The organism is Modestobacter sp. SYSU DS0511 (assembly GCF_054050755.1).
In genome coordinates this window covers 1-20,489 of sequence record NZ_JBJGZY010000008.1, presented here as the reverse complement: position 1 = coordinate 20,489, position 20,489 = coordinate 1, and the positions used below count along the sequence as shown (strand labels likewise).

General features: G+C 75.9%; 20 protein-coding genes. 10 read left to right on the top strand and 10 right to left on the bottom strand.

Annotated elements, in window-relative coordinates:
• Window positions 1–46: 46 nt before the first annotated feature.
• On the top strand, window positions 47–919 hold the full coding sequence (locus ACI783_RS05845) for a hypothetical protein (protein WP_457139568.1): 873 nt from the start codon (window positions 47–49) through the stop codon (window positions 917–919).
• A 290-nt stretch (window positions 920–1,209) separates the two neighbouring features.
• Here ACI783_RS05845 and ACI783_RS05840 read toward each other — a convergent pair whose 3' ends face one another.
• A complete protein-coding gene (locus tag ACI783_RS05840) occupies window positions 1,210–1,842 on the bottom strand; it encodes a hypothetical protein (protein WP_457139567.1) in 633 nt (210 codons plus the stop codon).
• Between the two features lie 105 nt (window positions 1,843–1,947).
• Between ACI783_RS05840 and ACI783_RS05835 the strand changes: the two genes are divergently transcribed.
• On the top strand, window positions 1,948–2,787 hold the full coding sequence (locus ACI783_RS05835; RefSeq protein ID WP_457139566.1) for a DUF1206 domain-containing protein: 840 nt from the start codon (window positions 1,948–1,950) through the stop codon (window positions 2,785–2,787).
• Window positions 2,784–3,659: a DUF1206 domain-containing protein gene (locus ACI783_RS05830; protein ID WP_457139565.1), complete on the top strand. Its 876-nt coding sequence runs from the start codon at window positions 2,784–2,786 to the stop codon at window positions 3,657–3,659. Before ACI783_RS05835 ends, ACI783_RS05830 begins: the two co-directional genes overlap by 4 nt.
• Before the next feature lie 96 nt (window positions 3,660–3,755).
• Here ACI783_RS05830 and ACI783_RS05825 read toward each other — a convergent pair whose 3' ends face one another.
• Together ACI783_RS05825 and ACI783_RS05820 are read right to left on the bottom strand one after the other, a co-directional pair.
• A complete protein-coding gene (locus ACI783_RS05825) occupies window positions 3,756–4,121 on the bottom strand; it encodes an STAS domain-containing protein (protein WP_457139564.1) in 366 nt (121 codons plus the stop codon).
• A gap of 198 nt (window positions 4,122–4,319) precedes the next feature.
• Window positions 4,320–5,444: a 5-methyltetrahydropteroyltriglutamate--homocysteine S-methyltransferase gene (locus tag ACI783_RS05820; RefSeq protein WP_457081747.1), complete on the bottom strand. Its 1,125-nt coding sequence runs from the start codon at window positions 5,442–5,444 to the stop codon at window positions 4,320–4,322.
• Window positions 5,445–5,511: 67 nt separating this feature from the next.
• Here ACI783_RS05820 and ACI783_RS05815 point away from each other — a divergent pair, with 67 nt between their 5' ends.
• Complete coding sequence (locus ACI783_RS05815) at window positions 5,512–5,811, top strand: hypothetical protein (protein WP_457139563.1); 300 nt, start codon at window positions 5,512–5,514, stop codon at window positions 5,809–5,811.
• A gap of 239 nt (window positions 5,812–6,050) precedes the next feature.
• Window positions 6,051–6,431 (top strand): hypothetical protein, encoded by a 381-nt coding sequence (locus ACI783_RS05810; RefSeq protein ID WP_457139562.1) that lies wholly within the window; start codon window positions 6,051–6,053, stop codon window positions 6,429–6,431.
• A 16-nt stretch (window positions 6,432–6,447) separates the two neighbouring features.
• Here ACI783_RS05810 and ACI783_RS05805 read toward each other — a convergent pair whose 3' ends face one another.
• Window positions 6,448–9,402 (bottom strand): sacsin N-terminal ATP-binding-like domain-containing protein, encoded by a 2,955-nt coding sequence (locus ACI783_RS05805; protein WP_457139561.1) that lies wholly within the window; start codon window positions 9,400–9,402, stop codon window positions 6,448–6,450.
• Window positions 9,403–9,538: 136 nt separating this feature from the next.
• Complete coding sequence (locus tag ACI783_RS05800) at window positions 9,539–10,741, bottom strand: DUF222 domain-containing protein (RefSeq protein ID WP_457139560.1); 1,203 nt, start codon at window positions 10,739–10,741, stop codon at window positions 9,539–9,541.
• A 154-nt stretch (window positions 10,742–10,895) separates the two neighbouring features.
• Here ACI783_RS05800 and ACI783_RS05795 point away from each other — a divergent pair, with 154 nt between their 5' ends.
• Window positions 10,896–11,618 (top strand): SDR family NAD(P)-dependent oxidoreductase, encoded by a 723-nt coding sequence (locus ACI783_RS05795; RefSeq protein ID WP_457139559.1) that lies wholly within the window; start codon window positions 10,896–10,898, stop codon window positions 11,616–11,618.
• A 176-nt stretch (window positions 11,619–11,794) separates the two neighbouring features.
• Here ACI783_RS05795 and ACI783_RS05790 read toward each other — a convergent pair whose 3' ends face one another.
• The 4 genes from ACI783_RS05790 to ACI783_RS05775 are packed head-to-tail and all read right to left on the bottom strand — an operon-like array spanning window position 11,795 to window position 15,746.
• Window positions 11,795–12,259, bottom strand: a complete 465-nt coding sequence (locus tag ACI783_RS05790) for a MaoC family dehydratase (protein WP_457139558.1) — start codon at window positions 12,257–12,259, stop codon at window positions 11,795–11,797.
• A gap of 25 nt (window positions 12,260–12,284) precedes the next feature.
• A complete protein-coding gene (locus tag ACI783_RS05785; RefSeq protein WP_457139557.1) occupies window positions 12,285–13,907 on the bottom strand; it encodes an AMP-binding protein in 1,623 nt (540 codons plus the stop codon).
• Complete coding sequence (locus ACI783_RS05780; RefSeq protein WP_457139556.1) at window positions 13,904–14,830, bottom strand: amidohydrolase family protein; 927 nt, start codon at window positions 14,828–14,830, stop codon at window positions 13,904–13,906. The genes ACI783_RS05785 and ACI783_RS05780 overlap by 4 nt, the downstream gene beginning before the upstream one ends.
• Before the next feature lie 4 nt (window positions 14,831–14,834).
• Window positions 14,835–15,746, bottom strand: coding sequence for an SDR family NAD(P)-dependent oxidoreductase (locus ACI783_RS05775; protein WP_457139555.1), 912 nt, complete (start codon window positions 15,744–15,746; stop codon window positions 14,835–14,837).
• A 191-nt stretch (window positions 15,747–15,937) separates the two neighbouring features.
• Between ACI783_RS05775 and ACI783_RS05770 the strand changes: the two genes are divergently transcribed.
• Window positions 15,938–16,312: a hypothetical protein gene (locus tag ACI783_RS05770; protein WP_457139554.1), complete on the top strand. Its 375-nt coding sequence runs from the start codon at window positions 15,938–15,940 to the stop codon at window positions 16,310–16,312.
• Here ACI783_RS05770 and ACI783_RS05765 read toward each other — a convergent pair.
• Window positions 16,287–17,255 carry a helix-turn-helix transcriptional regulator gene (locus ACI783_RS05765; protein ID WP_457139553.1) on the bottom strand — a complete coding sequence of 323 codons (969 nt, stop codon included), beginning with the start codon at window positions 17,253–17,255 and terminating at the stop codon, window positions 16,287–16,289. The two genes, ACI783_RS05770 and ACI783_RS05765, sit on opposite strands and share 26 nt — an antisense overlap.
• 90 nt (window positions 17,256–17,345) lie before the next feature.
• Between ACI783_RS05765 and ACI783_RS05760 the strand changes: the two genes are divergently transcribed.
• The 3 genes from ACI783_RS05760 (at window position 17,346) to ACI783_RS05750 (ending at window position 20,352) form a co-directional block, all read left to right on the top strand.
• Window positions 17,346–17,873: a DinB family protein gene (locus ACI783_RS05760; RefSeq protein WP_457139552.1), complete on the top strand. Its 528-nt coding sequence runs from the start codon at window positions 17,346–17,348 to the stop codon at window positions 17,871–17,873.
• Between the two features lie 28 nt (window positions 17,874–17,901).
• Complete coding sequence (locus ACI783_RS05755) at window positions 17,902–18,414, top strand: DUF421 domain-containing protein (RefSeq protein ID WP_457081719.1); 513 nt, start codon at window positions 17,902–17,904, stop codon at window positions 18,412–18,414.
• Between the two features lie 243 nt (window positions 18,415–18,657).
• Complete coding sequence (locus ACI783_RS05750; protein WP_457139551.1) at window positions 18,658–20,352, top strand: DEAD/DEAH box helicase; 1,695 nt, start codon at window positions 18,658–18,660, stop codon at window positions 20,350–20,352.
• Window positions 20,353–20,489 lie beyond the last annotated feature (137 nt).

The window sequence follows — 20,489 nt, the reverse complement described above, 5'->3', positions numbered from 1 at the left end:
CGGGGCCCGCGTCACCCATCGGATGCCCGGTGAGCAGGATGGCCCGGTGACCACCACCGCTCCCCCGCTGGGCCTGCTGCTGGACGTCGACGGGCCGATCGCCAGCCCGGCCACCCGCACGGTGGCCGCCCCCGGTCTGGTGGCGGACCTCCGCGCCCTGCTGGCCGCCGCTGTGCCGGTGGTGTTCAACACCGGCCGCTCCGACGCGTTCCTGCGCGCGCAGGTCGTGCCACCCCTGCTGGCAGGTGGGCTACCGCGCGGCGCGCAGCTGCACGCGGTGTGCGAGAAGGGCGCGGTGTGGACCTCGATCGGCCCGGACGGCATGGGCCCGGTGCACGTCGACGAGGCGCTCGCGGTGCCCCCGCTCGTGCACGAGGTGGTGGGCGAACTGCTCCCCCGGTACCGCGACACGATGTTCCTCGACGACACCAAGCGCTCGATGGCCAGCGTCGAGGCGCGCACCGACGTGCCGGCCGCGGACTACACCCGGGCCCAGACGGCCTTCGACGCCGAGCTCGTCGCCGCCCTCGCCGACCGCGGGCTGGGCGTGGGCTACCGGGACCAGGTGCGCCCGGACGCCGCCGGCGCCGTCCCGTGGCGGGTCGACCCCTCGGTGATCGCCACGGACGTCGAGTCCGCCGACGTCGGCAAGGACCTCGGCGCCCGGCGGGCCCTGACGCTGCTGGCCGCCGACGGTCCGTTGCCCCGGGAGTGGCACACGGTGGGCGACTCGCGCAGCGACTACCGGATGGCCGATCAGCTGCACGCGCTCGGCCACCGGGTCACCCACGTCGACGTCCGGCCGGCCGGACCGCTGCCCGCGACCCCGTACCCGGTGCGCACCGACCCGGCGCTGGTGGACGACGCCGCGGGCGCGGCGCACCTGCGCGGGCTGGTCGCGGAGCTGCTGGGGGGCTGATCCGGCGGACCGACCGGGCTGCCGCCCCGGCTCAGTGCCGGGTGGTGCCGCAGTCGGTGCAGCGCTTGCGGCTCGAGCTGTTCGAGCGGTTGCAGTTCTCGCAGACCCAGACGGCCCGCTCGATCGTGCGCATCGGACTCGCATCCTCCCCGGCCGGGGAGCCGGCCTCGTCGTGCCCGGCAGACGCCGGGACCACCGGCGTCGTCGCCAGGACCGACGCTAGGCCGGTCGGGTGACGGGGAGGTTGCGCGGACGGAACGACTCGGAGCGAGCCGGGGGACGCCGCGGGGTCAGCGCAGCGCGGCGGCGCCGCACCCACCGGAGCTGCACGCGCACCCGGAGCACCCGGCCGGGGCGGCCGGCTCCGGGCGCCGGGCCAGCCGCACCAGCCCGGCGGCGGCGACCAGGTCGGCCGACCCCAGCACGCAGACCAGCGCGGCCGCCGCGACCCGGCCGGTGGCCAACAGGGAGTCGGCCCCGCCGGTGACGCCGACGACGACCGCACCGGTCACCAGCGCGCCACCCACCGCGAGCGCGGCCGCCCGGCCGGTGGCCGCGACGGCGAGCGCGGCCGGGACCAGCACGACACCGGCGACGAGGACCCAGCCGGTGGCCGTCGCGGACACCAGGGCGACGAGGACCGCGACGACGCCGAGCCAGACGGCGACCGCGCCACCGACGGCGCCGGCACGCGCCACCTCTCCGGCCCGGGCACTCCGCAGCAGGGCCGCTCCGCGCACCACCGCGACCACCCCGGCGGCGCCGAGCAGCAGCTGCGGCCCCCACGACCAGGTGAGCGCGAGGACCGCCAGGACGATCAGCGCGGCGCCGAGAGCGGCCGTCCGGGGCCACGTCCGCCGGGCCTGCGCAGGGGTGGTCGGGGCGGTGCCGGGCAGGCGGCCGGCGGTCACGGCGTTCGTCACCGGCCCAGTGTCCCCCACCCGGTCCGGTGATCGTCCGCGGGCGGCACCTCCCCGGCTGTGCCACGCTGATCGCCGCCACAGGGGCCGGACGACGGGGAGTGACACGTGGGGACGACCTCAGGGCCAGGCACCTCCGCACGGCAGGCGGGGAACAGCGACGCCCTCGAGCACCTGGCCCGGGTCGGGCTGATCGCCTACGGCGTGGTCCACCTGCTCATCGCCTGGCTGGCGCTGCAGCTGGCCTGGGGCGGAGGGGGGAGCTCGGCGGACCAGTCCGGTGCGATGGCCACGCTGGCCCAGCAGCCGTTCGGCCGCCTCCTGCTGTGGGTGCTGGCGGTCGGGCTGATCGCCCTGGCGGTCTGGCAGCTGGCCGAGCTGCTGCGCCACCGGGACGGGCTGCGCAGCTCGGGTGAGCCGCGGAAGAAGGCGGTCGCCGGCAGCGGGAAGGCGGTGGCGAAGGCCGTCGTCTACGGATTCCTCGCCGTCACCGCCATCCGGTTCGCCACCGGCGGCGGGCAGTCCAGCTCCGGGCAGGAGCAGCAGACCGTGGCCGGCGTGTTCGGGTGGCCCGGTGGCCGCTGGCTCGTCGGCGTCGCCGCCCTGGTCGTGATCGGCGTCGGCGTCCACCACGTGCACAAGGGCCTCACGAAGCGCTTCCTGGAGGAGATCGACACCGCGCAGGCCCCGGCCGGCCAGCGGCGGGTCATCGAACGGCTCGGGCAGTTCGGCTACCCGGCCAAGGGGGTCGCCCTGGCCCTGGTGGGCGGGCTGCTGGGCTGGGCGGCGCTCACCTTCGACGCGGAGAAGGCCAGCGGCCTGGACGGCGCCCTGCAGACCCTGCTCGACGCGCCGTTCGGCCGGCTGCTGCTCACCGTGGTCGCGGTCGGCATCGCGGCGTTCGGCGTCTTCTCGTTCTTCCGCGCCCGCTTCCCGCAGCGCACGTGAGCGCGGGGGCGGACGGCGCCCTGCGGCGGGTGCACGACGTGGTCACCCGCGCCCGTGAGGTGACCGACCACCCGGCGCTGGAGCACCTGGCCCGGGTCGGGCTGGTCGCCTACGGCGTGCTGCACCTGCTCATCGGCTGGCTGGCGGCCCGGATCGCCTGGGTCCTGCAGCCGCAGACCCAGGACGCCGACCAGACCGGTGCCCTGCAGGCGGTGGCCGGCTCCCCCGGCGGGCTCGCGCTGCTGTGGGTGATCGGGCTCGGGTTGCTGGCGCTCGCCGTGTGGCAGGGCGGGGAGGTGCTGCGCTGGTGGGCGGGGGTGCTGCGGCCCGGCCACCGGCTGCGGGTCTGCGTGGTCTGCGCCAAGTGCGGGGCGAAGGCGGCCGTCTACGCCGTCCTGGGGGTGACGGCGCTGCTGTTCGCCGCCGGCGCCGGGTACCAGGCCGACGAGCGGTTCCAGGAGCTGACCGGGGACGCGCTGCGCATCCCCGGTGGCTCGACGCTGGTGGGCGCGGTGGGCGTCGGTGTCGCGGCGGTCGGCGTCTACGTGCTGGTGCGCGGGGTGACCGGCGGTTTCATGCGGGACATCGACCTGCACACGGCCCCCGACCGGTGGGAACCGCTGATCGAGCGGATCGGGCAGGTCGGCTACGTGGCCAAGGGCATCGCCTTCGGCCTGTCCGGCGGGCTGCTGGTCCACGCGGCCGTGGTGCGGGACGTGGCGACGGCGACCGGGCTGGACGGCGCCATGCGCGCCATCGGTGCCGTGCCGACCGGGCGGTGGCTGCTCACCGCCGTCGCCGTGGGGTTCGCCGCGTTCGGGGTGTACGCGCTGGCCCGGGCCCGCTACCCCGACCGCGACCCCTCGACCTGACGCAGGTCGGTCACGCAGGCGGCCGTTCCACGCTCGTCGTGCGCTTCCCCCGCGGTGCGACGCGAGGGGAGCGCACGAGGAGCGCGGAACGCCGCGTCAGCGCGCGTCGACGACGTCGAAGACGTCCCAGAGGCCGGTGATCTGCAGCGGCCGGACGACGGCGCGGGCGGTGCCGCACCGCATCCGCAGCGTGCGCCCGGCGGCCAGCGCGGTGCGGTGCGCGGTCGCCAGCACGGACAGGCCGGCGGAGTCGAGGAAGGTGATCCCGGACAGGTCGAGCTCGACGACGTCCAGGCCCGGTCGGGCGAGCACCTCGAGGAGGGCGCCGCGCAGACCGGGGGCGGTCGTGGAGTCCACCTCACCGCTCACGGTGACGGTGCACCCGGCGGCGGTGGGGAGGGCGGCGAGGTTCACGGTGACGTCGATCCGGGTCGGGTCGATGTCGACGGGCAGTGCGGTCATGATCGCCTCCGGCGGGGCCCGAGCACGGCCGGCGACGCTGCCGGCCTTGCGGCCGGACCCCAGTGGGGCCCGGTCACGGCTGGTGGTTGAACCGCGTGCCCTTGACGCTAGGGAGCCGATCGGCTGCGCACAAGAGGCCTTCGGCGTGGCGGACCTCGCCACGCCGGGACCGCCGGGCGCCCGACCGTCCTCGACGACTCAGCCCCAGACCTCCTGGGCGGTCTCCACCACCAGCGCCAGCTTGGCGATCTGGTCGTCCCGGGTGAGCGCGTTCCCCTCCACGGTGGAGGAGAACCCGCACTGGGGCGAGAGCGCCAGCTGCTCCAGCGGCACGAACCGGGCGGCCTCGTCGATGCGCCGCTTGAGGTCGTCCTTGCGCTCCAGTTCCGGTCGCTTGCTGGTGACCAGACCGAGGACGACGCGCTTGCCGGGCGGCACGAACCGCAGCGGCTCGAACCCACCGGAGCGGTCGTCGTCGTACTCCAGGAAGAAGCCGTCGACGTCCAGCCCGCCGAACAGCGCCTCGGCGACGAAGTCGTAGCCGCCCTCGGCCGCCCAGGAGGAGCGGAAGTTGCCCCGGCACAGGTGGGTGGTGACCGTCAGGCCCGCGGGCCGGTCGGCCAGGGCGGAGTTCATCTGCCGGATGTAGCGCTCGTGCTGGTGCTCGGCGTCCCGCCCCTGGTCGGCCAGCTGCGCCCGCTGCGCCGGGTCGTTGAGGTAGGCGAGGCTGGTGTCGTCGAGCTGCAGGTAGGTGCACCCCTGCGCGGCGACGCCCTGCACCTGCTGGCGGTAGGCGGCCGACAACGCGTCCCAGAAGGCGTCCTCGTCGGGGTAGACGGCCGGGTCGATCGCCGCCGCCCCGCCCCGGTAGTGGACCATCGACGGCGACGGGATGGTCAGCTTCGCCGTCTGGCCGGGCTGCACCTGCGACTGCAGGAACGCGAGGTCGGCACCGAAGATCGGCTCGTCGATCCGCAGCGGCCCGTCGACCCGCAGCCCGGCGGGCGCCCAGTCGATGCTCCCGTCGGCGTTGCGGAAGTGGACCTTGGCCCCGGAGCCCTCGACCTTGCTGATGCCGTCGATCGCGTAGATGAAGTCCATGTGCCACGTCGTGCGGCGGAACTCGCCGTCGGTGGCGGTGGCCAGGCCGACGTCGGCCTGCAACCGGACGGCGTCGGCGATGGCGGCGTCCTCGATGCCGCGCAGCTCGGCGGCGTCGATCTCCCCGGCGGCGTGCCGGGCGCGGGCCTCGAGCAGCGACGGCGGGCGGAGCAGGCTGCCGACGTGGTCGGCGCGGAACGGCGGGCCGGAGAGGTCGGGCATGCCCTCAGCATGCCCGTGCCCCCCGGCGCCCGCCCACACCGCCCCCGCGGCGGGGGATACTGGCGGCATGTCGAAGCGCACCGTCGTCGCCGGGGTCGTGTGGCTGGTGCTCACCGTGCTGGCGTTCCTCACCGACCCGCTCCTCGGTGCCGTGGTGCTCATCTTCGGCGCCATCGGGGTGGTGATGGTCCAGCTGGCCAGCACCTGGAACCAGCACCCCGACTTCGAGGCCCGCGAGCAGGCCCGCGCCGTGCGCCGCAAGGCCAAGTGGGAGGCGAACGCACCCGCGCGCGAGCGGGACCGGCAGCGCTACGAGGCGCACAAGGCGCGGCAGGCCGAGAAGGCCCGGCAGCGCGCCGAGCGCTGACCCCGGACCACCCGTCGGAAAGTCGTTCGACGCACGGGGACGCGCCCCCTACCGTCCTCGACATGGGCACCTCCTTCCTGCGGCTGCGGACCTCCGCCTGAGCTGATCCGCCCGCGGGCGCTGCCGTGCAGCCCCGTCGGCCGCCGGTCACTCCCGACCGGCCGCACCGCACTCCCCCCGTTCCCCGGCCTGCCCGCCGGATGTCGCGGGCTGCCCTCTGCTCCCTCCCGGAGGCCTCCATGTCACGACCCACCCCTGCCCCCGCAGGCGCCGCCGCCGAGGCGCGTGCCCAGCTGCCCGAGGACGCGCACGCCGGCTTCGACCGCCTGGTGCACGCCGTTCTCGCGTCTCCCGGCAACGGCCGGCAGCCCGCCCTGGGCGCGGCTCTGCGCAGCCAGCTGCCCGGCACCGCCGGCGTCCGCTGGCTGCACGCCGAGGGGCTGTCCCCGACCGCGCGGGCCTCCGCGCTCACCGCCGCGCACTGGCTGTCCCTGCACGCGGCCTGGCTGGCGCACGAGCGGGCGCCGCGCGGTGGCGGCCGCCCCGCCGCATCATCCGGCCGGGCGGACAGCCGGCACGGGCACGCGCCCGGCGCCCAGGCCGCACCGCGCTGGTTCTAGCGGCCGGTCGAGGATGTCATCCCTCGATGGCGTCCTCGACCGCCAGCTCGGCGGCCCGGTCGGGGTGCGCGAACGCCTCGGTCAGCGCCGCGCGCAGCGGCCACGCCCCGGCGCGCCAGGCCAGCGCCCGGCCGAACGCCGCCGGGGTGCCGTCGACCGCGTCGGGTTCACCGGGCCACCAGGGCACGGTGCGCCCGCCGGTGACGGCGACCTCGGCGTGCACCGCCACCTGCCCGCTCAGCTCGGCCACCCCGAGCCGGGCGGCGGCCAGCCCGGCGCCGGGGACGTCGTGCCACGGGAGCGTGCGGACCGGGCGACTGGTCACCCGCGCCCGCCCGGCCAGCTCCGAGGCCAGCGGCAGGTCGAGCAGGTCGGCGACGGCCTCGGGCGCTCCGCCCGCGGGCACGAGGTCACGTTCGACCAGTGGCTGTAACCACGGGGCATCGAGGACGACGGCATCCTCGCTGACCTGTCGCGGCCCCACCCGGGCCCGGTCCGGCGGGTCGACGTCCATGCCGTCCAGCGCGGCTGCGAGCTGCGCGTACACCGTGCGCAGCACCGCCGGGACGACGGTGCGCCGGGGGTCGCCGAGCCGGTCGAGCAGGTCCAGCGCGTCGTCGGTGTCGGCCAGCAGGGCGGCCACGGTGGCCGGGGGGCCGAGCAGCGCCAGCACGTCGGCGGGCAGCTCGGGCGCAGGTTCGTACAGTCCCTGCAACTCTGCGCTCGCGGGGTGCCGCAGCCGGTCGGGTCGCTGGCCGTCGAGCACCGGCGACGTCCGCAGCCACCAGCGCAGGTAGCCGGGAACGACGGCGCCGCCCAGCTGGACGTCGGCCCGGGCGTCGGCCGGGAGCGCGGCCAGCAGCGGCAGCGCACGGGGCCAGTCACGCACCAGCTCCAGGTCCCGGACGGCGGTCAGCGGCGGCCAGTCCGGCGGCGGGGCGTCGGCGGGCAGCCGGTCGAGCACCGCGTCGGCCCACTCCTCGGCGCGGTCGACGTCGAGGTCGTCGGGGTGCTCGGCGCGGACGGTGGCGAACCCGTCGAGCACGCCGACGGCGACCAGCGCCGCCCGGTCGTGCCGGCGGGCGAACCCCCGGTCCAGGGTGCCCAGCGCACCGCGTTCGAGGACGCCGGCCAGCGGCGAGCCGGGCAGCACCAGCTCCCCGGCCGGCGCCCAGCCGCCGTCGTCGTCGGGCAGCGCGAGCTCGGCCAGCTCCGGGTGCGGGTCCGGGCCGGCGGCGGCCACCAGGGTGAGCACCGCCTCGGCCAGCGGCTCGACGTCCTCCCCGTCGTCGACGCGGTCCAGCGACGCCTGCACCGCGGCAGCGACCGCCGGGTCGGCGAGGACGGCGGCCGCGGTGGCCGGCCGGGCGCCGAGCCGTTCCAGCACCTGCGCCGCCCGGCCGGTGGTCGCGGCGGGGTCGGCGATGCGCAGCCCCAGCGGCGCGAGCCGCGCGGTGGGCAGCGCAGGATCGGGCAGCAGCACCCCGGCCGGTGACTGCGCGGTGCGGCCGTCGGCGAGCGGGACCGGCAGCGCGGCCAGCTCGCCCCGGTCGGCATCGGCCAGCGCGGTGTAGAGCGCGGCCCACCACTCCCCCGGCCGCTGCACGCCGCGGACGGCCTCGACCACCTCGGCCAGCCCGGCGCGGCGGACGCCCAGCGCGGCGAGCACCGGCCCGTCGGCGCGCCGCGACCAGCCGGCCGGCAGCAGGCCGGGCAGCACGCCGGTCAGCGCCGCGACCCGCTCCGGCGTCCCGTCGTCGAGGGCGACCGCCCGGCCGGTCCGCAGCGGGGGCTCCTCGGGGTCAGCGGCCGGCAGCCACGCGGTGTGGGTGAGCCGGTCGAGCACCGCCCGGCAGAGCGCGGCGTCCAGCTCGGTGGCGGCGAGCGTTGCCTTGGGCACCAGCTGCAGCAGCACCGGGTCAGGCAGGAGCTCGGTGATCAGGTCGGTGTAGGCGTCGGCGAGCACCGCGACCAGGGCGTCGGTGAGCGGGCCGGGGGCGACGTGCCGGCGGTCGGGGTCGAGCGGGAACGGCGCGGTCAACCGGGCGGGCAGCGACAGCGGCTCGTCGCTGGGGGTCGGCGCGTGCAGCACCTGGCGGCCGGCCAGCGGGGCCGGGGCGCCGTCGTCGTCCAGCGGCACGGCACAGGTGACGGTGTAACCGCGGCGGTCGCGCTCCTCCACCGGGCGGTCGGCGAAGAGCTCGGCGGGCAGCTCGCCGGTGCGCGAGACCACGGCCCAGGTGGCGCGGACCCCGTCGTCGCTGAGCACGACCCGGTCGCCGTCGCCGGATCGGCCGAGCGTGCGGACGACGCCGTCCAGCACCACCTCGATCTCGGCGAGCGCGGAGAGGCCGAGCAGCAGGGTCGCGTCGAGGTCGCGCAGCGCGGCGCGGACGGCGTGGGCTGCGCCGGGGCGCAGCGGCAGGACGACGGCGGTGGCGAAGCCGTCGGGCACCACGCCCGTCACGTCGAACGGCAGTCGGAGCACCGGGACGGCGCCGGCGCGGCGGTCCAGCTCGGCGGCGAGCTCGGGAACGGCGGCGACCGCCTCCCGGGTCGCGGCGGCGCTGAACCGCACTGACCGGTCGGTCGAGAGGACAGCGGGCTCGTCGCTGACCGCGAGCACCGCGGCGAAGCCGACACCGAACCGGCCCACGCCCGCGCCGTCGCGCTTGGCGGAGGCGCGGAGGGTGGCCAGCGCCTGGACACCGGCGTCGTCCAGCGGGGCGCCGGTGTTGGCCGCGATGAGCGTGTTGCCCGCGGTGTTGCTGCTGAGGGTCAGCCGCAGCCGGCCGGGGGCGCCGGCTCGGGCCGCGGCGTCGGCGGCGTTCTGCGCGAGCTCGACCAGCAGGCGGTCCCGGTAGCCGCCGCGAACCAGGTCCTCCTCGGCGTTGGCGTCCTCCCGGAAGCGAGCCGGGGAGTCGGTCCAGGCGGCGAGGACCCGCCGCCGCAGCTCAGCAGGCTCGGGCACGCGGCCGAGCATCCCACCCAGGGGACACGTCGTTAGGCGAACGCCGCCGGAGCTGTCCGCCGCGCGCCCGTGAGACGACCATGCCCGGGAACAGGGTCAACGCCACGGTGACAGGAGTTCGGGCGCAGGTCCTCCGCTACTCGAGGAGCGGTCCGATGAGGATCTCGGTGCCGTCGGGGCGCCAGGTGCGCCATCGCCCGTCGGGTTGTCGTTGCACCCGGAAGCCGTGGTGGACCTTCGTGTGGTGGCGCTCGCACAGCAGCGCGGAGTTGGTCAGTGACGTCTCGCCGCCGTGGAGCCAGTGGATCAGGTGGTGGACGTCGCACCACCAGGTGGGCGCACCGCAGCCGGCGAACACGCAGTGCTTGTCCCGCCGCTCGACCGCCCGCCGCAGCCCCGGTGTCACGACCCGGTGGTCACGGCCCAGGTCCAGCGGGACCCCGTCGGGGCCCATGACGATCCGGGAGATGCTGCCGTCGCAGGCCAGGTACCGGGCCCGGGCGGCGGAGATCCTCGCCCCGAAGCCCATCTGCGCGGCGCCCGCACTAGTCGCCGGGGCAGCCAGGTCGTCGAGGTCCACACCGACGACCACATGCGGCTTGACGGTGCGCAGCGTCGGCAACGAGCCCGCCGCGAGCTGGTTGTCGCAGAGCTGGACGAGGGCATCCGCCTGCTGCTGCGCTCGGGTCCGCTCATCACCCTTCGGGCGGTCGGCCTGCACGATCGATTCCAGCGCCGCCTGCACCTTCTCCCCACCCACGGCGTCCAGGTCGAATCGCCCGGTCACCGAACCATCGGCGTGCTTGGCGATCGACAGCCGCCTCCCCTCGGTGGGGTCCGGCTCGGCACCGTCGGGATCCAGAGCTTCCTCGAACGCCCGCACCGCGACCGCGAGCGAGGCATGGGGCGAGTCCTGCGCCACGTGCGCCCAGGCGTCGTCGAACGCGCCCAGGTCGATCCCCTGCTCCGCGGCCTGCGCCCGCTCCGGCTCGCCCACCGCGCTCGCCACGACGTCGACCTGCGCGCCGGTGATCGACCCGTCCGTGAACCCCTCGGCCATCGCCGGGAAGTGCTCCAGCGCCCGCCCGGCCCGCACCACCCGGCCGGCCTCGCCGGCGGACAGTCGCTGGTGCCCGATCAGCCACGACCGCATCGACGCCAGGCCGTCACGCTCCGCGGCCTGCGCGAGCTCGCAGGCCCGCACCGTGCGAGCCAGCTCCGCCGCCGCCCGGTTCTGCAGCCGCACCAGCTCGCCGACCCGGTCGAGCAGCTCACCGTCACCGAACGCGTGCAGGTCGTCGGCTGCGAGCGCGTCGAGAGCGGACTGCAACTCGCTCACGGCGACCTCCCGACGTGTTCGAACGTGTGTACGAATCCTATCGGGAGTTGCGCCGCTCCGCCAGGCGAATCCCCAGGTCAACTGCCCAATCCGGCCTTCCGCTGACCGGGCTGGCCACGTTCGCCAGCACGCCGCCCCCGGTAACGTCCGAGGCATGGGAACAGCGACGACGACGGCGGTGGTGACCGGCGGCGCCCGCGGGCTGGGCGCGGCGATCGCGACCCGCCTCCGGGCCGACGGGCACGCGGTGGCGGTGCTCGACGTGGTGGCGCCGGACGACCCCGACCTCACCGCCGCCTGGACCGAGTGCGACGTCACCGAGCCCGACCAGCTCGAGGCGGCGATGACCGCGATCACCGGGCAGCACGGCGGCATCGACGTGCTGGTCAACAACGCCGGCCTGATCTCGCCGCGGCGTCCCTACACCGAGAGCTCCAAGGAGGAGCTGCTGCGCTTCCTGACCGTCAACGCGGTCGGGTACGCGCTGGCCACCCAGGCCGCGCACCCGTGGTTGGTCGTCAGCGACCGCGGCTGCGTGGTCAACGTCGCCTCCCGCACCTTCTTCACCGGCGGGCCGGGCCAGCTGGCCTACGTCGCCAGCAAGGGCGCGGTGCTCGGCATGACCCGGGTGCTCGCCCGGGAGCTGGGCGAGCACGGCGTCACCGTCAACGCGGTCATGCCCGGGCAGGTCGCCACCCCCGGCACCGAGCAGTACAACTCCGAGGACGACTTCGACCGGACCATGGCCCAGCAGGCGATCCGCCGCCGGGTGCAGCCCGACGACCTCGCCGGCCTGGTCTCGTTCCTGGCCGGCCCCGACGCCCGGATGATCACCGGGCAGACCATCGTGTGCGACGGCGGCGGCCTGCTGCACTGACGCCGGCGGTCCCGGCCGGGAGAGCTCGGCGGGGCAACCGCAGGGCGCGGCCGGCCCGACACGTCGCGGGCGTCCGGTTCACCGGCGGTCTGCGGACGCCCCCAGACGAGGCGAGGCTCCCGGGGGCGGGGGAAGCAGGGGTCGGGGCCGCGCCGGTGACCGGCGCGGCCCGACGATCACACGTACTGCCGGACGACGATCGTCGCGACGCAGGCCGGCTTGGTGCCGCCCTCGACCTCGAAGGTCAGCGTGGTCTGCATCTGCACGCCACCCGGGACGTCGGTGACCTGGTCGACGACGGCGCGAGCGCGGAGCTTGCTGCCCACCGGCACCGGGGAGGGGAAACGGACCTTCTCGGTGCCGTAGTTGACGCCCATCGAGAAGCCGGTGATGTTCATCAGCTGGGGCAGGAACTGCGGGGTGAGCGACAGGGTCAGGTAGCCGTGCGCGATGGGCCCGCCGAACGGGCTCTCCTTCTTCGCCCGCTCCGGGTCGACGTGGATCCACTGGTGGTCGCCGGTGGCGTCGGCGAAGGTGTTGACCATCTCCTGGGTGATCTCCACCCAGTCGCTGGTGCCCAGGTCCTTGCCGGCCAGGCTCTTGACGCCCTCGATGCCGTCGACGGTGATGGGGTTGCTCATGGGTCTCTCCTCGGGTCGGGGTGGATCAGGGGGTGGGCGTGTCCGTGCCGGTGGCGACGGAGCTGGCCCACCGCAGGTCTGCCTTGCCCGACGGGCTGCGCCGCAACTCGTCGACGACGACGAGCTCGCGCGGGCGCTTGTGGTCGGCCAGCCGCTCGCCGACGTAGGCGCGGGCCTCGGCCTCGGTGAGCTCCGCGCCGGGGTGCAGGGCGACGACGGCGACGATCCGGGAGCCCCAGCGCTGGTCGGGTGCGCCCACGACCATCGCGTCGCGGACCGCCGGGTGGGTGAGCAGCAGCTGCTCGACCTCCTCGGCGAACACCTTCTCCCCGCCGGTGTTGATCACCCGGCTGCCGCGGCCGTGGAAGACCACGGTGCCGTCGGCGTCCAGGCTGGCCATGTCGCCGGGTACCACCCAGCGCTTCCCGCCGATCTCGCGGAAGGTGGCCGCGGTCGCGGCGTCGTCACCCTGGTAGCGGATGTGCTCGTCGACGGGCGCGGCGAGCATGCCGACCTGGCCGGAGCCGGGTTCGACGTCGCGCCCCTGCTCGTCGATGATCCGCGCGCCGGGGACCAGCCGGAAGCGCGCGGTCTCGGTCGGCTCGCCCCGACGGGTCTCGATGACCGCGTACGGGCCGCCCTCGGAGGAGGCGACCAGGTCGCGGCACACGATGTCGGCGTGGTGCAGGAGCCGCTCCTTGACGTCGGCGCTCCAGGTCACGCCGACGCTGATGATCCGGCGCAGGCTGGACAGGTCGTACGGGCGCCCCTCGGCCTCGGCCCGGTCGAGCGCCTCGGCCAGCGGCCGGGCGAACACGTCGCCGACGATGGAGACGGTGTCCACCCGCTCGCGCTCGACGGTGGCGGCCAGCTCGTCGGGGTCGTAGGACCGCGAGGCCAGGTAGACCACCCGGCCACCGGCGAGCAGGGCACCGAAGGTGGTGTACATGCCGGTGGCGTGCATCAGCGGCGGCGCGGGCAGGCAGACCATCGCGTCGCGGTCGAGCCCGAGCCGCTCGAGGGTGGCCCGCAGCTCGTCCAGGCTCTGCGGGAACGGCTCGCCCAGCAGCAGGAACCCGTTGGCGCAGACGGTGTTGTACAGCCCCGAGTGGCGGGAGAGGACGCCCTTGGGGCGCCCGGTGGTGCCGCCGGTGTACATCAGCCAGTGGTCGTTGCCGCGTTCCTGCCGCGGCGCCGGCTCGGCCGCGGCCAGCGCCGTGTCGTAGTCGGCGGCCCGGTCCGGCACCTCGTCGCCGCCCACCTGGACCAGCGCGCGCAGCCGGGGCAGGTCCGGTCGGGCCTCGGCCATGCGCTCGGTCAGGGCGGCGTCGAACACCACCGCCTCGGCCTGCGCGTCGTCCAGCAGGCCGACGATCTCCTCGCGTCGGTAGCGGTAGTTCACGTTCAGCGGCACCGCGCGCAGCTTGAGCACCGCGTAGACGCTCTCGATGTACTCGATGCCGTTGTAGAGCGCGATCGCCACCCGCGACTCCGGACCCACGCCCTGCGCGGCGAGGTGACCGGCGAGCCGGGCGGCGCGCTCCTCCAGCTCGGCCCAGGTGCGGGTGCGCTCGCCGTGGCTGACCGCCAGCCGGTCGGGGCGGACGTCGCCGACGGTCTCCAGGATCGTCGCGAAGCTCTCGTTCACGACTGCGCTCCACCCGGGCGGAGCCCGAACAGCCGGGCGGCGTTCTCCTTGAGGATCTTCGGGCGCACCGTCTCCTTGATCGAGAGGCCGTCGAAGTCCTTCATCCACCGCTCGGGGGTGATCACCGGGAAGTCCGAGCCGAACAGCACCTTGTCCTGCAGCAGCGAGTTGGCGTACTGCACCAGCTGGGGCGGGAAGTACTTCGGCGACCAGCCGGAGAGGTCGATGTGCACCCGTGGCTTGTGGGTGGCCACGGCCAGCGCCTCGTCCTGCCAGGGGAAGGACGGGTGGGCCAGGATGATGTCCAGGTCGGGGAAGTCGACGGCGACGTCGTCGACGTCCATCGGGTTGGCGTACTTCAGCCGGATCCCGCCACCGCCGCGGGTGCCCGCGCCCACCCCGGTCTGCCCGGTGTGGAACAGCGCCACCAGACCTGCCTCGGCGATCACCTCGTACAGCGGGTAGGCGATGCGGTCGTTCGGGAAGAACCCCTGCGCCTGGGGGTGGAACTTGAAGCCGCGCACGCCGTGCTGCTCGATGAGCCGGCGCGCCTGGCGCACCCCGGCCGCGCCCCGGGCCGGGTCGATGCTGGCGAAGGGGATCAGGACGTCGGCGTGCTCGGCAGCGAGCTCGGCGACCTCCTCGTTGGCCGGCACCGGGTCGTCCCCGGTCCGGGACCAGTCGTCGACCCCGAAGACGACGGCGGCCATCGAGCGCTCGCGGTACTCGGCCGCGAGCTCGGGCACCGTGTAGGTGCGCATGCCGCCGTGGCCGAAGTACTCCCCCAGCGCCTCGATGCCCTCCTCCCCCTCCGCGGTGTGCGCCGCGCCGCGGGCGGAACGGTGCACGTGGGTGTGCACGTCGATGGCGACCAGCGCATCGACGTCCATGGGGGGCGTGCTGCCGGCGACGTTGCCGGTCATGCGGTCACTTCCCTTCCGGCGCGCCAGGGACGGTGTCGGGCTTGAACGGCTGCAGGTGCGGCTGGAAGGCGGTCGGGAACGCCTCGGCGATCGCGTCGGCGCTCCAGCCACCCGGGCGGCTCTCGACGGCGACCTCCGTGGGGTGGGACCAGATCGCGATCCGGTCACCGCCGACGCCGATGGCCTGGCCGGTGACGCCGGCGGCCTCGTCGGAGGCGAGGAAGACCACCAGCGGGGCGACGTCGTCGGCGGTGCCGAGGCCGGAGGCGCGGACGTCGGCGGGGATCGGCTCGCCCTTGTCGGCCTTCTCGACCAGCTCCGCCATCCCCGGGATGGTGGCGACCATCCGGGTCAGCGCGACCGGGATGACGGCGTTGACGGTGGAGCCGCTGCGCTCGAGCTCGGCGGCCCAGGTGCGCACCAGGCCGACGATGCCGGCCTTGGAGGCGGTGTAGCCGGTCTGCCCGAAGCTGGCGCGCTGCCCGGCCGGGGAGCCGATGAGGATGAGCCGGCCGTTGCCGCCCTGCTCCTTGAACTGCCGCGCCGCTGCCCGGGCACAGGTGAAGGTGCCGCGCAGGTGGGTCTCGACGACGACGTCGAAGTCGGCGTCCTCCATCTTCAGCAGCGAGCGGTCGCGCAGCACGCCGGCGTTGGTGACCATCACGTCGAGCCGGCCGAACTCGCGGACCGCGGTCGCCACGATCGCGTCGGCGGCCTCGGTCGAGCCGATGGCCGAGTGCTCGGCGACCGCCTGGCCACCGGCGGAGCGGATGCCCTCGGCGGTCTGCTCGGCGAGCTCGGCGTCGAGGTCGTTGACCACCACCGCCGCCCCCGCGGCGGCGAGCGCCCGGGCGTAGGCCTGACCGAGCCCGCGGCCCGCTCCGGTGACGACGGCGACCTTGCCGTGCAGCTGCATGGGAGTCCTCTCGTTGCGGTCGGCCAACGGCGGGAGGTGCGCGTCGAGCCCCCTCGCGCCGGTTCGGACGTTATTCACTTTCGTGGCGGACGTCAACGCTCGCGCCCAACGATTGCGGCGCCCCGGGCGAGGTGGCGCGGGGCGCCCGCCGCCCCGGCCCGCCGGGGTCTGGCGTCACCAGTGTGTGGCCCATGCCACTCGACGGTGAGCCGGACCGCACGCCGGGCGCGCCGGCCGGAACGCTCGCCCGACCCGGCGACGGGGAGACGTTCGAGTCGCTCGCCCCGGCCACCGGCGCGGTGGTGGGCGTCTTCCCGGTCCACGACGCCGCCGCCGTCGCCGCCTCGGTGCCGGCCCAGCCCTTCGGCGGCGTCGGGGAGAGCGGCTTCGGCCGGGTCCACGGCGCGGACGGGCTGCGGGAGTTCACCCGGGCCAAGGCGGTCACCCGCGAGCGGGCCCCGCTCCCGGTGGACTTCATGAGCTCCGGCCGCCCGGCCGGCGCCGCTGAGCCCACCTCCTCGCTTTCCGCGCCGAAAGCGGTCAGGTGGCCGCCGCCGCGGCGGTGAAGCGGGCGGCCACCTCGCGCAGCGTGTCCCGCAGCTCCGGCGGGGAGACGACGGTGAACGGCGCCCCGGCCAGGCCCAGCGCCGTCGCCGCCCAGCCGAGGTCGTCGACGTCCATCCGCACCCGGCAGGCGTCCGGGCCGTCGTCCTCCGCGGTCACCCAGCGGCCGATCCGGCGGCGCACGTCCTCGGCCGGCGCCTGCACCCGCGCCTCGACCCGGTGCGACCAGGCCAGCCCGCCGACCCGCTCGCGCACGAAGGTGGCGGCGTCGGCGGCCGGCAGCCGGCGTGCGGCGAACCGCGCGCCGGTGCCGCGGGGCGCGGTCAGCCGGTCGAGCCGGAACACCCGCCAGTCGGCGCGGTCGAGGTCCCAGGCGGCCAGGTACCAGCGCCGGCCGAGGGAGACCAGCCGGAGGGGCTCGGCGGTACGGTCGCTGCGCTGCCCGTCGGCGGCCGTGTAGCCGAACGCGATGCGCTCGGCGTCCCGGCACGCGAGCGCCACCGTGGTCAGCACCGCGGGGTCCACGTCATCGGCCGCGCCCGGCGCCTCCCAGGCGGCGGCCTCGGTCATCGCCCGGACGGCGTCCACCCGGCGGCGCAGCCGGGCCGGCATGACCTGCACCAGCTTGGCCAGGGCACGCAACGAGGACTCCCCCACCCCGGTCACGGTCGTGGCCGCCGCCGCGGACAGCCCGACCGCGAGGGCCACCGCCTCGTCGTCGTCCAGCACCAGCGGCGGCAGGGCCGCACCGGGGGCGAGCGCGTACCCGCCGTCGGCCCCGCGGGAGGCGTCGACCGGGTAGCCGATCTCGCGCAGCCGGTCGACGTCGCGGCGCAGCGTGCGGACCGAGACGCCGAGCCGCTCGGCGAGGTCGGCACCGGACCAGTGCCGGCGCGACTGGAGCAGCGACAGCAGGCGCAGGGTCCGGGTGCTGGTGGCGGCCACGTCGCGGAGCCTGCCGCACTCAAGTGACAGGAACTGACCGCTTGGGTCGCGAGCATGGTGCCAGCACCCCGACGACGGAAGGCACCGGCCATGACCAGCACCCCCACCACCAGCACCCCGGCCCTCACCGCCGAACGCGCCGATCTGCTGCAGACGCTGCAGGTCCACCGCGGCTTCCTCCGGTTCACCGTGCGCGGTCTCACCGACGAGCAGGCCACCGGCCGGCCGACGGTGAGCGAGCTGACCCTGGCCGGCCTGGTCAAGCACGTCGCGCACACCGAGGCCGCGTGGACCGCGTTCGCCGAGCACGGCCCGGACGCCTTCGGCAGCGCGGCCGGGGACGCCGAGGAGTGGACCGCGGAGTGGCGGCTCGCCCCGGGCGAGACGCTGGCGGACGTGCTGGCCGACTACGCGGACGTCGCCCGGCGGACCGACGGGCTCGTGGCCACGCTCGACCTGGACACCACCTGGCCGCTGCCGGAGGCACCCTGGTTCGAGCCCGGCGCGGTCCGCTCGGTGCGGCGCACCTTCCTGCACGTCATCGCCGAGACGGCACAGCACGCCGGGCACGCGGACGTCCTGCGCGAGTCGGTCGACGGCCAGAAGACGATGGGCTGACCGGGACGACTCTGGGCATGGGGAGGACATGAGCTTCTCCGACGTCCTCATCGGCTCACCCGCGTCCGCCGGCTGGGCGGCCCTCAAGGCCGCCCTGCTCTTCCTGACCGCCCTCGCCGTGCTGCGGTTCAGCGAGCGCCGCACCGTCGGTCAGATGACGCCCTACGACTTCGTGGTGGCGGTGGCGGTCGGCGCCATCGTCGGCCGCACGGCCACCTCGTCGGAGACGCCGTGGCTGACCGGCGCCGTGGCGCTGCTCACCCTGGCCGTGGTGCACACCGCGGTCAGCCGGATGCGCTTCCTCCCCTGGGTGCACCAGGCGATCGACCCGCAGGTCCGGGTGCTGGTCCGCGACGGCGAGGTCGACCAGAAGGTGCTGCGCCAGGCAGGTCTGCTGCGGGCCGACCTGGACAGCGCGCTGCGCCAGCAGGGCATCGCCGACGTCAGCGAGGTGCACCTGGCGGTCTTCGAGTCCAAGGGCGGCATCTCCGTGCTGAGCTCCCCCGCCCGGAACAGCGAGACCTCCACCGAGCCGGCCTGACGCCCCTCGATGTGACCAGCGCCTCCCCGGGCCACACCCGGGGAGGCGCCGGGTCTGGCAGAGTGGGGGGCACCGGCGCCGCCCCCGCTCATCCGAGAGCGAGTGGACTCGACGTCGGCGCGAGGCTGCGCCACCGAGGCGCGCCGGCGACCAGACGTCCGGTCCCGTCGATGCGACGCGGCTCCCCCGTGGTGCCCCGCACCGGGTGGACGAACGGTGGCCACCTGAGTGTTGAGGAACTCGATGACCTCCAGCCCTGCCCACGACGAGCGCCCGCGCCGTCGCGCCACCCGCCCCGCCACCGCACCCACGGGCACCGCCCCCACCGGGACGGCCGCCACCCCCGCCTTCCGCAGCGCCCCCACCGCGCCGGCCGCCCCCGCCGCCCCGTCCCGCCCGGAGAGCGACGGCGGCAACCGCCGCCGTCGCGGTGGCCGCGGCCGCGGCGCCGGTCCCCGCCCGGCCGAGCAGCAGTCGGCCCCGGTCGCCCCGGCGCCCGTCGCCCCCGTCCTCCCGGTCGGGGCCGACGCCACCGTGCTCCCCACCGATGCCTCCTGGGCCGACCTCGGCGTCCCCGCGCCGCTGGTCGAGGTGCTCACCGCCAGCGGGCTGACCTCACCCTTCCCGATCCAGGTCGCCACGCTGCCCGACTCGCTGGCCGGCCGGGACGTGCTCGGCCGCGGCCGCACCGGCTCGGGCAAGACGCTGGCCTTCTCCCTCCCGCTGGTCGCGCGGCTCGCCGCCTCGACCAGCAAGCGCCAGCCCAAGCGTCCGCGCGCGCTGATCCTGGTGCCGACCCGGGAGCTCGCCAACCAGGTCAACGCGACCGTCGAGCCGCTGGCCCGCGCGCTGGGCCTGAAGACCACCGTGGTCTTCGGCGGCGTCGGCCAGAACCCCCAGGTGCAGGCGCTGGCCGGGGGCATCGACGTGCTCATCGCCTGCCCCGGCCGGCTGGAGGACCTGATCGGTCAGGGCCACGCCGACCTCGGCGCGGTCGAGGTCACCATCCTCGACGAGGCCGACCACATGGCCGACCTGGGCTTCCTGCCCGGCGTCAAGCGCCTGCTGGACCGGACGCCGAAGGTCGGCCAGCGGCTGCTGTTCTCCGCCACCCTGGACAACGGGGTCGACGTGCTGGTCAAGCGCTACCTGACCAACCCGACCACCCACTCGGTCGACCCGGCGGTCGCCCCCGTCTCGACCATGACCCACCACGTCTTCCGGGTCGATCCGCTGGACAAGAACCAGATCGTGAAGGAGCTCGCCTCCGGCGAGGGCCGCAGCGTGCTGTTCACCCGCACCAAGCACCAGGCGAAGAAGCTGGCCAAGCAGCTCACCGCCGCCGGGGTGCCCGCCGTCGACCTGCAGGGCAACCTGAGCCAGAACGCCCGCGAGCGGAACCTCGAGGCGTTCAGCACCGGGGAGATCCGGGTGCTGTGCGCCACGGACATCGCCGCCCGCGGCATCCACGTCGACGACGTTTCGATCGTCGTGCACGTCGACCCCCCGGCCGAGCACAAGGCCTACCTGCACCGCTCGGGCCGCACCGCCCGCGCCGGCGCCGGCGGCACGGTGGTCACCATCGCCACCCCCGACCAGGCCGGTGAAGTCCGCACCCTGGCCCGCCAGGCCGGCATCACCCCGGAGGTCACGGCGATCAAGCCGGGTGCCCGGGAGATCACGGCGCTGACCGGGCCGGCCGCGCCCTACGTCGAGCCGGCCCCGGCTCCCGAGCCGCAGCCGCAGGGCACCGGCGGCGGTCGTCGTCGGCGCGGTGGCGGCGGGGGTGGCGCGTCCGCGGGCTCGTCGTCCGGCGGCTCCGGGCGAGGCGGCCAGACCCGGTCCGCCGGTCCGGCCCGGACGCGGGCCGAGCTCGCCGCCCGCGCCGGCCAGGCGCCGTCGGGCGCCGGCCGCGGCCGGGGCCGTTCGGGTCGCTGACCTCGAACTGAGCACCTCGGGGGGGGGGGGGGGGGGGGGGGGGGGGGGGGGGGGGGGGGGGGGGGGGGGGGGGGGGGGGGGGGGGGGGGGGGGGGGGGGGGGGGGGGGGGGGGGGGGTGGGGGGGGGGGGGCTGGCC